Source organism: Salinisphaera sp. SPP-AMP-43 (assembly GCF_049568105.1).
Lineage (GTDB): Bacteria > Pseudomonadota > Gammaproteobacteria > Nevskiales > Salinisphaeraceae > Salinisphaera.
This window is the reverse complement of the sequence record NZ_CP145335.1, coordinates 2,606,050-2,618,859: the sequence shown is the minus strand read 5'-3', so window position 1 is coordinate 2,618,859 and position 12,810 is coordinate 2,606,050. Positions and strand designations below refer to the sequence as shown.

Annotated in this window: 12 protein-coding genes and 1 tRNA gene; 8 read left to right on the top strand and 5 right to left on the bottom strand. The window is 61.6% G+C overall.

The genetic code is table 11. The features are described 5' to 3' along the window. Positions 1-37 precede the first annotated feature (37 nt). Positions 38-487 carry a hemerythrin domain-containing protein gene (locus tag V5738_RS11235; RefSeq protein ID WP_423820897.1) on the top strand — a complete coding sequence of 150 codons (450 nt, stop codon included), beginning with the start codon at positions 38-40 and terminating at the stop codon, positions 485-487. A gap of 127 nt (positions 488-614) precedes the next feature. On the opposite strand, the gene V5738_RS11230 is transcribed toward V5738_RS11235, so the two are convergent. Both V5738_RS11230 and V5738_RS11225 read right to left on the bottom strand, forming a co-directional pair. After that, positions 615-691, bottom strand: a tRNA-Pro gene (locus V5738_RS11230). A gap of 3 nt (positions 692-694) precedes the next feature. Beyond that, on the bottom strand, positions 695-1,663 hold the full coding sequence (locus V5738_RS11225) for a polyprenyl synthetase family protein (protein WP_423820895.1): 969 nt from the start codon (positions 1,661-1,663) through the stop codon (positions 695-697). A 161-nt stretch (positions 1,664-1,824) separates the two neighbouring features. Here V5738_RS11225 and rplU point away from each other — a divergent pair, with 161 nt between their 5' ends. The 4 genes from rplU (at position 1,825) to proB (ending at position 4,738) form a co-directional block, all read left to right on the top strand. Continuing rightward, positions 1,825-2,139 (top strand): 50S ribosomal protein L21, encoded by a 315-nt coding sequence (gene rplU, locus V5738_RS11220; protein ID WP_423820894.1) that lies wholly within the window; start codon positions 1,825-1,827, stop codon positions 2,137-2,139. Between the two features lie 41 nt (positions 2,140-2,180). Then, positions 2,181-2,441: a 50S ribosomal protein L27 gene (gene rpmA / locus V5738_RS11215; RefSeq protein WP_423820893.1), complete on the top strand. Its 261-nt coding sequence runs from the start codon at positions 2,181-2,183 to the stop codon at positions 2,439-2,441. 106 nt (positions 2,442-2,547) lie between these two features. Further along, positions 2,548-3,612 carry an Obg family GTPase CgtA gene (gene cgtA / locus V5738_RS11210; protein WP_423820892.1) on the top strand — a complete coding sequence of 355 codons (1,065 nt, stop codon included), beginning with the start codon at positions 2,548-2,550 and terminating at the stop codon, positions 3,610-3,612. Continuing rightward, positions 3,599-4,738, top strand: coding sequence for a glutamate 5-kinase (gene proB / locus V5738_RS11205; RefSeq protein WP_423820891.1), 1,140 nt, complete (start codon positions 3,599-3,601; stop codon positions 4,736-4,738). Before cgtA ends, proB begins: the two co-directional genes overlap by 14 nt. Before the next feature lie 88 nt (positions 4,739-4,826). Here proB and rpsT read toward each other — a convergent pair whose 3' ends face one another. Continuing rightward, positions 4,827-5,099: a 30S ribosomal protein S20 gene (gene rpsT, locus V5738_RS11200; RefSeq protein WP_423820890.1), complete on the bottom strand. Its 273-nt coding sequence runs from the start codon at positions 5,097-5,099 to the stop codon at positions 4,827-4,829. 147 nt (positions 5,100-5,246) lie between these two features. On the opposite strand from rpsT, the gene murJ reads away from it, so the two are divergent. The 3 genes from murJ (at position 5,247) to lspA (ending at position 8,420) form a co-directional block, all read left to right on the top strand. Continuing rightward, positions 5,247-6,812, top strand: a complete 1,566-nt coding sequence (gene murJ, locus V5738_RS11195) for a murein biosynthesis integral membrane protein MurJ (RefSeq protein WP_423820889.1) — start codon at positions 5,247-5,249, stop codon at positions 6,810-6,812. A gap of 103 nt (positions 6,813-6,915) precedes the next feature. Then, positions 6,916-7,914 carry a bifunctional riboflavin kinase/FAD synthetase gene (locus V5738_RS11190; RefSeq protein ID WP_423820888.1) on the top strand — a complete coding sequence of 333 codons (999 nt, stop codon included), beginning with the start codon at positions 6,916-6,918 and terminating at the stop codon, positions 7,912-7,914. After that, positions 7,911-8,420 carry a signal peptidase II gene (gene lspA, locus V5738_RS11185; RefSeq protein ID WP_423820887.1) on the top strand — a complete coding sequence of 170 codons (510 nt, stop codon included), beginning with the start codon at positions 7,911-7,913 and terminating at the stop codon, positions 8,418-8,420. Before V5738_RS11190 ends, lspA begins: the two co-directional genes overlap by 4 nt. Position 8,421: 1 nt before the next feature. Here lspA and V5738_RS11180 read toward each other — a convergent pair whose 3' ends face one another. Together V5738_RS11180 and V5738_RS11175 are read right to left on the bottom strand one after the other, a co-directional pair. Next, positions 8,422-8,886, bottom strand: coding sequence for a type IV pilin protein (locus V5738_RS11180; protein ID WP_423820886.1), 465 nt, complete (start codon positions 8,884-8,886; stop codon positions 8,422-8,424). Beyond that, positions 8,883-12,809 carry a pilus assembly protein gene (locus V5738_RS11175; RefSeq protein ID WP_423820885.1) on the bottom strand — a complete coding sequence of 1,309 codons (3,927 nt, stop codon included), beginning with the start codon at positions 12,807-12,809 and terminating at the stop codon, positions 8,883-8,885. Before V5738_RS11175 ends, V5738_RS11180 begins: the two co-directional genes overlap by 4 nt. Between the last annotated feature and the right edge of the window lies 1 nt (position 12,810).

Sequence of the window (12,810 nt, the reverse complement as noted above, 5' to 3'; positions counted from 1 at the left end):
CTATCGTCCTCCGGGTCATACAACGCCAGAGAATGAAGTGAAGACAATCTTTGAAGCGCTGCGAGAAAGTCACGATAAGCAGCGTCGCCTGTTGGCCGCGTTGGCGGACACCCACGGCGATTCAGACAAGCGCCAGGGGCTGTTCGCTGCGGTTAAGGCAGAGCTCGTCCATCACGAGAATGCCGAGGAGCGGTATTTTTATAATCCCTTGATGGAGCACGATATGACGCAGGAAAAAGCGCGTCATAGCGTCGCCGAGCATCATGAGATCGATGAGCTGATCGAAACGCTCGACAACACCGATTACAGCTCGCCTGCGTGGCTGAATTCGGCCAAGAAGCTCGAGCATCTGGTGACCCACCATCTCGACGAGGAAGAGCAGGAAGTTTTCCAGGTGGCTGGACGTGTATTGTCCGAAGACGACAAAACACGGCTTGCGCGAGACTATGATCAGATGATGGAAGAGCAGGCCGACGGCTCGCCGTAGCTGCTGTTGCTGGCGCGGTGCCTGCGAGGTGCCGCGTCACGGCATGGCTGAGCGGCGACAGCTATCGATCCACATCGTCGCCAACGGCGGTGGGCCTAGAAGGCGTGCGGGGATCAAATAAAAGAAATGGTCGGAGTAGCAGGATTTGAACCTACGACCTCCACCTCCCGAAGGTGGCGCTCTACCAAGCTGAGCTATACTCCGACGTCAGGAACGACGCTGAACCGAAAAACGGGCCAGCGAAATCAAGGCGTCCTTGAAGTGCGACGGTTCGAAGACATCCAGGCAGTCGATGGCTGTCTGGGCTGCCTCGTCGGCACGGCCGAAAGTGTAAGTCATTGCGTCCGTGGATTCAATCGCTTTTTTAATAGAATCTAGTGCGCCTAGGTCGCCGTCGCGAATCGCTTGGCGCAACGGGGCCGCTTCGGCCTGCGGGGAACGCGCCAGCGCACAGATCAGCGGCAGGGTGGTTTTGCCCTCGGCCAGATCGTCGCCGAGATTCTTGCCGTATGTATCGTCGCCATGGCCGTAATCCAGTGCATCGTCGACGACTTGGAAGGCGAGCCCGAGCTGACGACCGAATTCCGACATGGCCTCGCACTCGCTTTCGCTTCGGCCGGCCAGTACGGCTCCGAGCCGGCAGCCGGCTGCGAACAGGCTAGCGGTCTTGCGATCCACGACCTCGAGGTAGTTGGCCTCGGTCAGATTCGGGTCGTGGGTATGCATGAGCTGCATGACTTCGCCTTCGGCGATCCGGTTGGTGGCATCGGCCAGCACCGTCATCACCTCGAAGGAGTCCAGTTCGACCATCATCTGGAATGCGCGCGTATAGAGAAAATCGCCGGTCAATACGCTGGCATCGTTGCCCCAGACATGATTGGCCGTTTCTCGACCGCGGCGCAGCGTGGATTCATCGACCACGTCGTCATGCAGCAGGGTGGCGGTATGGATGAATTCGATGATCACCGCCAGCAGGTGGTGGGCATCACCGTCGTAGCCCGCAGCTCTGGCGGCTAGGACCACCAGCCCAGGACGGATACGCTTACCGCCACTGGAGATGATGTATTCACCCAGGGTATTAATCAGAACGACATTTGAATTCAGCCGCTTGCGAATCAGCGCATCGACTGCGCGCATATCGTGTTCGACCGGCTGGAACAGCGGCTGGATATTCATCGGCCCGGGATCGAAAAAACAGCCGCAAACTTAGGCGTGTGCTGCTTTTCTGTCAAGAACAAAGAACAGGGGGCGCAACGTTGACCCAGGCGCTGCGGCAGCGTATTATTCGCGCTCTTTGAACGGGCCGAATCTGCCCGCAACCTGCGTTTGGAGTGGACATGCACGCAGTAATCCGTACCGGCGGAAAACAGTACAGGGTCGCTGAAGGCGATGTAGTGCGCGTCGAAAAACTCGACGCCGAACCGGGCAGCACCATCGAGCTGTCTGACGTTTTGCTGATCTCCGATGGCGACAACGTCCAGCTCGGAACCCCGGTGCTCGACGGTAAAGCAGTCTCGGCTGAGGTGCAGACCCACGCCCGTGCTGACAAGGTCGAAGTGATCAAGTTCAAGCGGCGCAAGAAGTATCGTCGTACGCACGGTCATCGTCAGCACTACACGCAGCTCAAGATCACCTCGATTCCCGGCGCTTGAAGCGCACGGGTCTCGAAAAGTCCGAACGGAGGATTTGATCCATGGCACATAAAAAGGCAGGCGGCAGTACCCGCAACGGTCGCGACTCAGAGTCGAAACGGCTAGGCGTTAAAAAGTACGGCGGCCAGCAGGTTAAAGCCGGCAACATTATCGTGCGTCAGCGCGGCAGTACTTTCCATGCCGGCAGCAACGTCGGCACCGGCAAGGACTATACCTTGTATGCCAGCGTCGACGGCACGGTCAGCTTCGGCGTTAAGGGCTCGCGCAACCGCAAGTTCGTTTCGGTTACGCCGGCCGACTGAATAACGATCAGCTTGCTGATCGTAACGAGCCTCGCTTCGGCGGGGCTTTTTTATGCTTGCTCGCCAGTCGTTATGAGCGGATTATCGGGCGCAGAGGACCGATTGAATGAAATTCGTTGATGAAGCCAATCTGCGGGTAGAAGCCGGCGACGGTGGCCATGGCTGCCTGAGTTTCCGGCGCGAAAAATACGTACCCCACGGTGGACCGGATGGTGGCGACGGGGGAGATGGCGGCAGCGTCTACCTGGTTGCCGATCATAACCTCAACACGCTCTATGATTACCGGATCAACCGCGTATTCAAGGCAGAACGGGGCGCCAACGGGGCCGGCAAGAATCGGACCGGGGCCAAAGGCGGCGACCGCTATCTGCCGGTGCCGGTCGGCACCCTGTGCTATGCCCGGGAAACCGATGAGCTGATCGGGGATCTCACCAAGGACGGCGAGACACTCTGTGTGGCCCAGGGGGGCTATCACGGCCTGGGTAATGCGCGGTTCAAATCGAGCACGAATCAGGCGCCGCGCAAGACGACCGACGGCACCCCGGGTGAAATTCGCGAATTGCGTCTGGAGTTGAAGTTGCTGGCCGACGTCGGCCTGGTTGGGTTGCCCAATGCCGGCAAATCGACGCTGCTGTCCTCGATTTCTGCGGCACGTCCGCGCATCGCGAACTACCCGTTCACAACGCTGCAGCCGCAGGTCGGCGTGGTCAGCGCCGGCCCGTTGCGCAGCTTTACGCTGGTCGACTTGCCCGGGCTGATCGAAGGCGCTGCCGAAGGCGTGGGGCTTGGGCATCGTTTCCTGCGTCATGTCCAGCGCACCCGGCTGCTGTTCCACCTGGTGGATGCCGTGGACATCGAAGGGCGTGATCCGATCGAACAGATTCGGACCATCGCGGACGAGTTACAGCGCTTTAATCCGGCGTTGGCGACGCGGCCGCGCTGGCTGTTGCTCAACAAGATCGATGCACTCGATCCGGCCGAAGTCGATACGCTGCGCCAGCGGGTTATCGAGGAACTCGATTGGCAAGGCCCGATCTATGCCATTTCAGCGATCGACCCGAACTCGCTCAACGGGCTGATTAACGAGGCTATGGACGCAATCGAGGCCCAGGTCGCAGCCGAGGACGACGATGCCACGTCCACGATCGACGATAGCGATGAGCTCTCGTGAGCCGGTAACGCGGGCGAAGCGTTGGGTCGTCAAGATCGGCAGTGCGCTGCTGACCAACGACGGCCGAGGCATCGAGCGCGAACGGCTGGCCGAATGGGCGCGTCAGATCGCATTGCTCTGCGACGATGGCAGTGAAGTCGTTTTGGTGTCCTCAGGCGCGGTGGCCGAAGGCCTGGTTCGGCTGGGCTGGCAATCGCGGCCGAGCCGCCTGGACGCGTTGCAGGCGGCGGCCTCGGTAGGCCAGGCCGGCCTGGTCGAGGCCTATAGCCAGAGTTTTGCCCAATTCGGCCGGCGGACCGCCCAGGTTCTGTTGACTCATGACGACGTAGCCCACCGCGGACGCTATCTGAACGCGCGGCGCACGTTGATGACGCTACTCGGGCTGGGGGTCGTGCCGATCGTCAATGAGAACGATGCGATCGCCATGGACGAGATTCGGGTCGGCGACAATGACACACTCGCTGCGCTGGCCGTGAATCTGCTGGATGCCGACGGGCTGATCATCCTCACCGATCAGTCCGGCGTCTATGATGCCGACCCACGCATCGATGCCGGGGCGCGCTTGATCGGCCAGGCCGAAGCCTATGCGCCGGAACTGCTCGAGGTCGCTGGCGCGAGCGGTGGGGCGCTTGGCCGCGGCGGTATGGCGACCAAGATCGGCGCCGCTCGGCAGGCTGCCGACTCCGGTGCGCTGACGGTGATCGCCGATGGTCTGCTGCCAAATGTGCTGGCCCGGGTTGTGGCCGGCGAGGTGATCGGCACTTTGTTGTTGCCTAGGCCGGGGCGGCGGCGTGCCGCCCGGAAGAACTGGCTAGCGGGCCAGCGCCGGGTGCGAGGTCGGGTACACGTCGATGCCGGCGCGGCCCAGGTATTGCGCGAAGCAGGGCGCAGTCTGTTGCCGATCGGTATCACCGCCGTCGAGGGGCATTTCCGTCGGGGCGACCTGATTGCCTGTCTCGGCCCGGATGGTCGCGAGGTGGCCCAGGGGTTGGCCAACTACGATGCGCGTGAGGCCACATTGCTCATGCAGAAGTCCAGCGAGCATATTGCAGAAGTGCTGGGCTACGACCGCGAGCCGGAATTGATTCATCGCGACAATCTGGTCACGCTGGGCGATCACGATTAAACGCGCCGTCCACGCTGTCGCGCCGAAATGATACCCATAAAAAAAGCCCGCCGATTGGCGGGCTTTTTATTGCAAGCTGTAGCCTATCTTAGGCTTGCTGCGCCATCGTCTTGATCTGCGCGTTCAGGCGCGATTTATGACGGGCCGCTTTGTTGCCATGGATCTGGCCTTTGCCCGCCATACGATCGATGATCGGCTTGGCGTTTTTGAACGCTTCCTGGGCAGCGGGCAGATCGTTCGCGGCGATGGCCTTCTGCACCTTCTTGATGTGCGTGCGCACGAGCGAACGCTGCGCCATGTTGCGCTGACGATGCTCGGTGGCTTGGCGGACGCGTTTGCGGGCTTGGGCAGTATTCGCCACGGACAGCTCCTGAAATGTTCGGTTGGATGCCGGAAAGGCGCGCGATTATGCGGCCAATCTGGATTTCTGTCAACTTGCAAGGCGATCTTTCGGCGTCGCCCGATTACCCGCTATAGTGCGCAGCGTTTCGCCTTCCCGCAACCCTGTATGGCTGCCTCTCTGGCTCGTTCGACTGGCGTCGTCAGCGCGATGACGTTCTGCTCTCGTATTTTGGGCTTCGTCCGCGACGTGGTGCTTGCGATCATGTTCGGCGCTGGGCCGGCCATGGACGCTTTTCTGGTGGCGTTCAAAATCCCCAATTTCCTGCGTCGCCTGTTTGCCGAAGGGGCCTTCGCGCAGTCGTTCGTGCCGGTATTGTCGGCCACCCGCGACCAGGAAGATGAGCAGGCGGTCAAAGCCCTGATCTCGACGGTCGCCGGCACGCTGGGCGTGATCCTGGCTGGATTGACAGTGGTCGGGGTTGTGGCTGCCCCGGTGCTGATCTATGTATTCGCGCCCGGTTTCGCCGGCTCCGAAGACCAGTTCGATCTGGCGGTCGCGCTGCTGCGTATTACCTTTCCTTATCTGCTGTTCATTTCGTTAACTGCGCTGGCAGGCGGCATTCTCAATACCTACGGCCGGTTCGCGGTGCCGGCGGTGACCCCGGTATTGCTCAATATCTGCATGATCGGGGCTGCGCTGGGGCTTTCGCCGCTGTTCGCCCAGCCTCAGATCGCGCTCGCGATCGGGGTGTTCATGGCCGGTGCTGCGCAGCTGGCTTTTCAGCTGCCGTTTCTGATCCGGCTGGATCGGCTGCCGCGGCCGCGCTGGGGCTGGGCGGATGAAAAGGTCCGACGCATCCTGCGCTTGATGCTGCCGATCATGTTCGGTTCGTCGGTTGCCCAAATCATGCTGTTGCTGGATACGATCGTGGCCTCGTTTCTGGCCGCGGGCAGTGTGAGTTGGCTGTACTATGCCGATCGGCTGATGGAGTTTCCGCTCGGTATATTCTCGGTAGCGATCGCCACGGTGATTCTGCCGACCCTGTCGGCACGGCATGCCAGCCAGTCGCGACAGGCGTTCTCGCAGACCCTCGACTGGGCGTTGAAGCTGCTGGTCGTGCTCGGTCTGCCGGCCATGGTGGGTCTGTTCGTGCTGGCCGGGCCTCTGGTGGCCACCTTGTTCAACTATCGATCCTTCGATATCCACGATGCCTTGATGAGCCAGTACGCGCTGATGGCCTATTCATTCGGCTTTATGGGGTTTTCACTGGTCAAGGTGTTAGTGACTGGTTTTTATTCGCGCGAGGACTCCCGCACCCCGGTACGCTGCGGCGTGATCTCGATGATCAGTGCGATGGCCATGAACCTACTGTTCGTCGGTCTCTTCGAGTGGATGGACTGGCCGGCCCCGCATGCCGGCCTGGCCCTGGCCGGATCGCTGGGGGCTTTTGTCAACGCTGGCTTGTTGTATCGTAATCTGCGCGCCAGCGGCACCTATCAGCCCGGCAGCGGCTGGGGAGTGCTGCTGCTGCGGGCGGCGATCGGCAGTCTCATCATGGCAGCCGTATTGCATATCGGTGCCCCAGGCATGATGGTCTGGGTTGCACAGTCCGCGATCACCCGGGTGGCCTGGCTTGCGCTCTGGATCGGCACCGGGGTGGCGGTATATTTTGCCGTGCTCGGTGCGCTGGGACTTCGCCCGACCCACCTGCGCCTGCACCAGGGAGCATAGATATCGACCAAGGAAGACTTGCTGCAGCGCCATCCGACAGCCCTGATAGAGAGGCGATAATGGCAATTGCCGACACGCCGCGCTCGCTGAGCGCGACGAGTTCATGGTCTGCATCGCCCATGCAGCGGCCCGCCGGTTGGCCGGGCAATGGGAGTGTTCGGCCATGCAGGTGATTCGTTCAATCCGCCGGTCTGCACCTCAGGCCAGCGGCTGCGTGCTGACCATTGGCAATTTCGACGGTCTACATCTTGGTCATCAGGCCGTGATCGAGCGGGTACGTGCTCGCGGCCAGGAGCTCGGGGTGCCGGCGGCGCTGATGACCTTCGAGCCGGCACCAAGGGCGTTTTTCATGCCGGATGATCCGCCGCCCCGGTTGTCATCGCTGCACGAGAAAATGGCCGACGCGGCGATGCTCGGCATCGATATCTTTGTGCGGGCGCGTTTCGATCGCGATTTTGCCAATCTGTCGCCGCAGGCCTTTCTCGATGATCTGATCGATCGGCGGCTCGGCGCCCGCGCGATTCTGGTGGGCCACGATTTCCGCTTTGGCCATCGGCGCGCCGGCGATGTCGATACGCTCAAGGCCTTCGCCGCCGAACGCGACATCGAGTTGCTGCCCGTGCCGGATGTCTGCGTCGATGGGGCCCGGGTGAGTTCGACGCGGGTTCGCCATGCGTTGCAGGATGGCGAGGTCGAAACCGCGGCCCGACTGCTGGGTCGGCCGTATCGCGTCAACGAGCGGGTGGTCGGCGGCGAACAGCTCGGGCGGACGCTCGGTTTCCCGACCGCTAACCTACGGCTTCGGCGCCCGGCAGCGCTGCGTTATGGTGTCTACGCCGTTGCCGTGTGGCTCGCCGATGGTCGTGAATACGCCGGCGCTGCTAGTTTCGGGGTTCGCCCGGCGGTCAACGGGCGTGAGGAGTTGCTCGAGATCTATCTGCTGGATTTTGCCGGTGATTTATACGGCCAGCGTATTGACGTATCCTTTCAGTATTTCGTGCGCCCAGAGGAAAACTACGATTCTCTGGATGCGCTGACCCAACAGATGCATCAGGACGTAGCCGAGGTGCGACGTCTGTTGATCAAACCGAGTTCGCCATGAGTCAGTCTCGAGAGCAGGCCGGTGCCGAGCGCGGCTTCGACATGCAGAATGTCCACTGGTTGTGGTTGTCGGTACTGGTGATTGCGGCCGACCAAGTCACCAAACAGTTGGTCGTTAACCACTTCGCGCTCTACGAGTCGCTCCCCTTGTTCGACTGGCTGAATCTCACGCTGGTCCATAACACCGGGGCCGCCTTTTCGATGCTGCGTGGGGCAACGCCTTGGCTATTCGTTGGCCTGAGCGTGGTGGTGGTGCTGGGCATTCTGGTCTGGATGCGGCGTCATCCCTATGACAACCGTCTGCTGGCAGCCGCCCTCAGCCTGGTGGCCGGGGGCGCGTTGGGCAATGCGATCGATCGCGCGACTCGCAGCTATGTCGTGGATTTCGTCGATTTCCATATCGGCGCCTGGCACTATCCGGCGTTCAATTTGGCCGACTGTGCGATCTGCGTGGGCGCGGTCTTGATCGCTGTCGATATGCTCTGGCCGGCCTCAAAAAGAGCCTGAGTTACCAGCACTCGTCGGAGACGTCATCGCCTTGGCCGGTCTGTGTGCCGGACCAGGCGGTCTTGGCGCCGGTTTGGTCGATGCTGAATACGCGGCATTCGTCGTTGACCTGATCGCCGATCGCGGTCGCGGTGATACGAAACGTCTGATCGTTGCTCCCGCTGGCCTGGGCGGCCACGGCATAGGCTTGGTTGTCGGTCTGCGACGGTAGGCCCAGCCGATCCATGCCGCTGGTATAGGCATTGGTCTGGGTATAGATTTTTTCTTCCTGATTGGCGGCCCGTAGTATCAAGCTCTTGGCGTCGGCGCGCCGAGCGCTCCGGATATAGTCGACATAGTTCGGATAGGCGATCGCCGCCAGAATGCCGATAATCGCGACCACGATCATCAGCTCGATCAGGGTGAAGCCTTTGGCGCGGGCCAGGCTATGACCAGGCCGCGGGCAGGCGTTTGCCGTATGTTTCATCTTCGAATCTCGTGCCAGGAACGACGCCCTGTGTCTGCGTCGTTGGTTACCGATATAGTTGTGGCGCCGCCGTTGCTCATCGGCACTTTGAACACGCGCGTGCCGTTGTTCGAATCCGTTAAGGTCGGGCCGCTGCCCGGCGAGCCGCGGGTGCCGAAGCCGATGCCGGCCACGCCCAGGGTATCGGCTTCGTCGATGCGTGCATCGCCGTTGCTGTCGAACAACCGGCGCTGGGGAGCACCGCCGTTGCCGCGATCAACGGCCATGAAAAAACCGCTGCTGGTCAGCGTACAGCTGCTTCGGTTGATGACGGTCGTGGAAAACTGGATGTTGTCGTCGATGATTGCGGGGTCGCTGAGCACCGCTTCGCCACTGGCGGCAGGGAGCTCGATCACCCAGCCGCGGTCAGCAAAGGCACCGTTGCCATCGATGTAGTGCACGGGATTGTCGCTCACGGTGCGGTAGTTCAGCCCGGATACGCCGTCGTCGACCGCGATCTCGCCGACCGTTTGGGTGACCAGCTGGGCGCGTTGGACCGACCAGCGTTCCGGCCGGGTCTGGACCGTGTTCGGTGCATCGTAGGTGAATACGTCGGCATCCCAGACGCCGTAGAAACTGTTGGGCGTGGCCGTGGCATCTCCATCCAGCGGCTCGATGTCCTGGCCCGTGCCGAAATAGAGCATCACACCGTAATCGAGGCCGTCGGGGTGGGGCGCGACCTGGATCTGTGTGGTGATGGGCTGCAGCTGATTATTGCGCGTGGCCTGGAACAGCCGGCTCGCCGACCAAAGGCTTGGTGAGGCCGACGTAAGATCGAATCGCCAGACGTTGCCGTACAGGTCACCGGCATAGATATAGTCGGTGATATGGTCGCCGTCGAGATCGGCTGGCACCGGTGTGGCCAGACCGTTGCCAGACTCGTTGCCGCTGGGCCGGGCGCCGGTGGTGATATGAGCGATCTGGTGGCCGTCGGCGAGATCGACGACATACAACGACGCGCCATAGCCGTCGCTGTTGTAGCCATTGCCGAATACCGCGGCCCAACGGCCGCTGTGCAGACGCACGATGGCGGGCTTGCCAAAGGTCTGGCCAAGACCGGGCGCCTTGAACTCCCAGCGCACTAGGCTGGCCGCCGAGGTTTCGGCGAAATTCGTTGGATCGGTGATATCCAGTGCATAGATGGTATTGCCGCCGTTACGCAGGCTACCAACCAGCATCGTATGCCATTGCGCATTGAAATAGGCGGGCGCGCTGGTCATCTGGCCGTCGACAAAGGATCGATGAATATATGCGGGACGGGTGAGTGCATCCTCGCCAGCGGCCAGCGAGCCGAGCAGCACGTTCGGGATATAGGCCAGCCATTCCTGGCCCGGGGTATGACGGTCATCACCGCTGTCCGGGCCGGCATAAAAGCCATGCAGCATGCCATCGTTGGCGCCGACATAGACCATCGGCGGGCGCTCGGTCTGTTGGTCGACGAAGCTCGTGCCGTCGCCCGAGCCGTAATACGCCTGGCCGGTATTCTCGGCCGGGCTGAGTTCGGGGTGCAATTGGTCTTGCCAGGTGCCAGCGTAGCGCAGTGGCTGCGGCGCGCCGACATAGGTCGGCACCGAGTGGATGATGTCGCCCAGTACAGTGCTGCCGCGATTGCGCAGATTGCCGGAGTTCTGCTGTTCTTGGCTGCGATTGCCCCGCAAATAAGCGATTGTGGTGGCGTCCAACCCCTCGATGCCGGCATCGTTGAGCGCCTCGGCTCGGAAGGGGATACCACGAATATCGCCGCCGGTGGTTGCGTTGCCGCTACGCAGGGCCGTGATCACGGTACGCCTGTCGCTGGACAAGGCATTGAGCTGTTCGGCCGCGCTCCAGAGGCGGCCGGATTCGCTGGTCGAGCCGGACTGGGCACTGTAGGCGATCAGGTCGCCGCGCCACGGGCCGGTTTGATAGCGCGTCTGATAGATGACGGCGTCACGGGTCAGCGAGGTGCTGTTGCTGGCCGCATTGGCCAAGGATTCACCGCGGCCCAGAATTTGGTTGAGTGCGGCGCTGAACTTGCTGGCCAGCTCCTGCGGCGAGGCCGCATTCAGTAACGCACCGCGCGAGTTGATGGCTGCGTGCCAGAGATCGTCTATTTCCTGCGGCCCGCCGGTGGGTAGGTCGCCGAAGGTAAATCGGTTGTTGACGTTGCTCGAGCGCAGATACCACGCCGGGGGATGCGTATACGGGTCTTGGTTTTCGGTGGCGAATGCCTCGTTGTCGAAGATATAACCCTGTTGGCCCAATGTGACCCCGAAGGTCGTCATATGCGGTCGGGTGACGCAGTCCACCGATTCGTCGGCCGGGCAACCGTCTGGCGTTGGCAGGGCAGCGACCGAGTCGATGTGATCCGGCGGGTCGAGCTCTTGATAAAAGCGCATGGCGATGTCGGCCATGGTGTTGCTGTAGGCATCAGGAATCGGCGAGTGCGCGCTGCGGCCATAGGCCGTATCGACGTTGCCGACCCCCGAGACCGAGCCACTGTTGTAGCCATCGGTGAACAACAGGGCATAGTTGCGCTGGCAAGGCGACTGAATGATATCGGGGTTGTTTTCCAGTTCGCGGCCGAGATAGTAGAGCGCCGGCCGGTTCGGCGTGCCGCGTGCTTCGCTGAAATCCAGTCCGTAGATGGACTCGTAGAAATCACGGCGTGTGCTGTTGGACGCGTTATTGCCGTTGGCCAACGATGTCATCGTGAGGTAGTGGTTGCCTGCTGCGGCGCCGGAAAGTCGCGCCTCGGCCTGGGTGATGGTGCAGCTGCCCACGCGTACCCGGCCAATCTGGTCGAAAGCGGCGGTGATGCCGCCTCGAATGGCTAGACTGCGTTTCCGGTAATAGCTGAACCAGTTCGCGAAATTCTGTATCGCATCTCGATAGGCTGCTTCGGATGTGAAGTTGTCGGGCCTGATTTCGTAGCCGTAGAGAGCTTCACCGTTCGGGCCGCGGCCGGCAATTCGGGGCGCGCTGGATTTCCAGCCAAAGCCGGCCGGCAGGGCAGTACTCTGTTCGAGATAGAACGTGGCCGGAAAGTAGGCCACCCCCAACGAGGTGTTTGTCGTGATGGTGCGATCGTTATCGGCCGGGTAGAAACCGGTCGACGTGGTGGCGCCGCTGTTGACCTGCGCCGAGGCGCGGTACACATAGCCGTAACGGCCGCAGCTGCGAAACAGAAGTTCCAGCAGGTTGGGCAGATAGTAATCGCCGGCTGAGCGATAACAGACGTTGTTGACCGTGGTCGTGCCCTGGGCAGTGGTCACCGTATGGTAATAGACGAGTCCTTGCGGCAAGACCATGCCGGGCTGAAAGTCGAATGTTTCGCCATCGGCAATGGATTCGCGGCTGGTGGTTAGATCGAGCGTGGCCGAGCGTACTTCGGGGTCGTAATAGGCCGCGCTCGGGGGCGCCGGGTCGCGGCCGACCCAAGGCGAGTAGCGGGTGGCCGGATTGAAGTAGGCTTTATTGAACTCCGGGTCGCGGGCAAAGCCCAGCGACGGGATTGGCGGCAGCGCCAGATAGTTGTTGTAGATTCGGCGATCCCGAGCTTGGCATGCCCCGTTATAGCAGCCGTTGTAGCCGTTCGGGAACAAATAGGCGTAGGCCGTGTTGCCGTTCTGGACATAGCCGCGTCCGGTGCCGAAGGATTGATTAGCCTCGTTCCAGAACAGCAGACCGTTATCGGTGGGGAACAGCGTTTCAAAATCCATGGAACCGGAATCATCGACCGCGACTAGGATATTCGGCGCCAGACTGGAGCCGGTGACCACCGGCTGGTCAGTCAGATTCAGATGCGGCTCGGCCGAGGCGACGCTCGAGCTCGCCGCCAGGGCGATGGCGATCAGCAGCCAGGCGATCATGCGCCGGCCTTTTGGGTACCCGAAGTCGCTCATG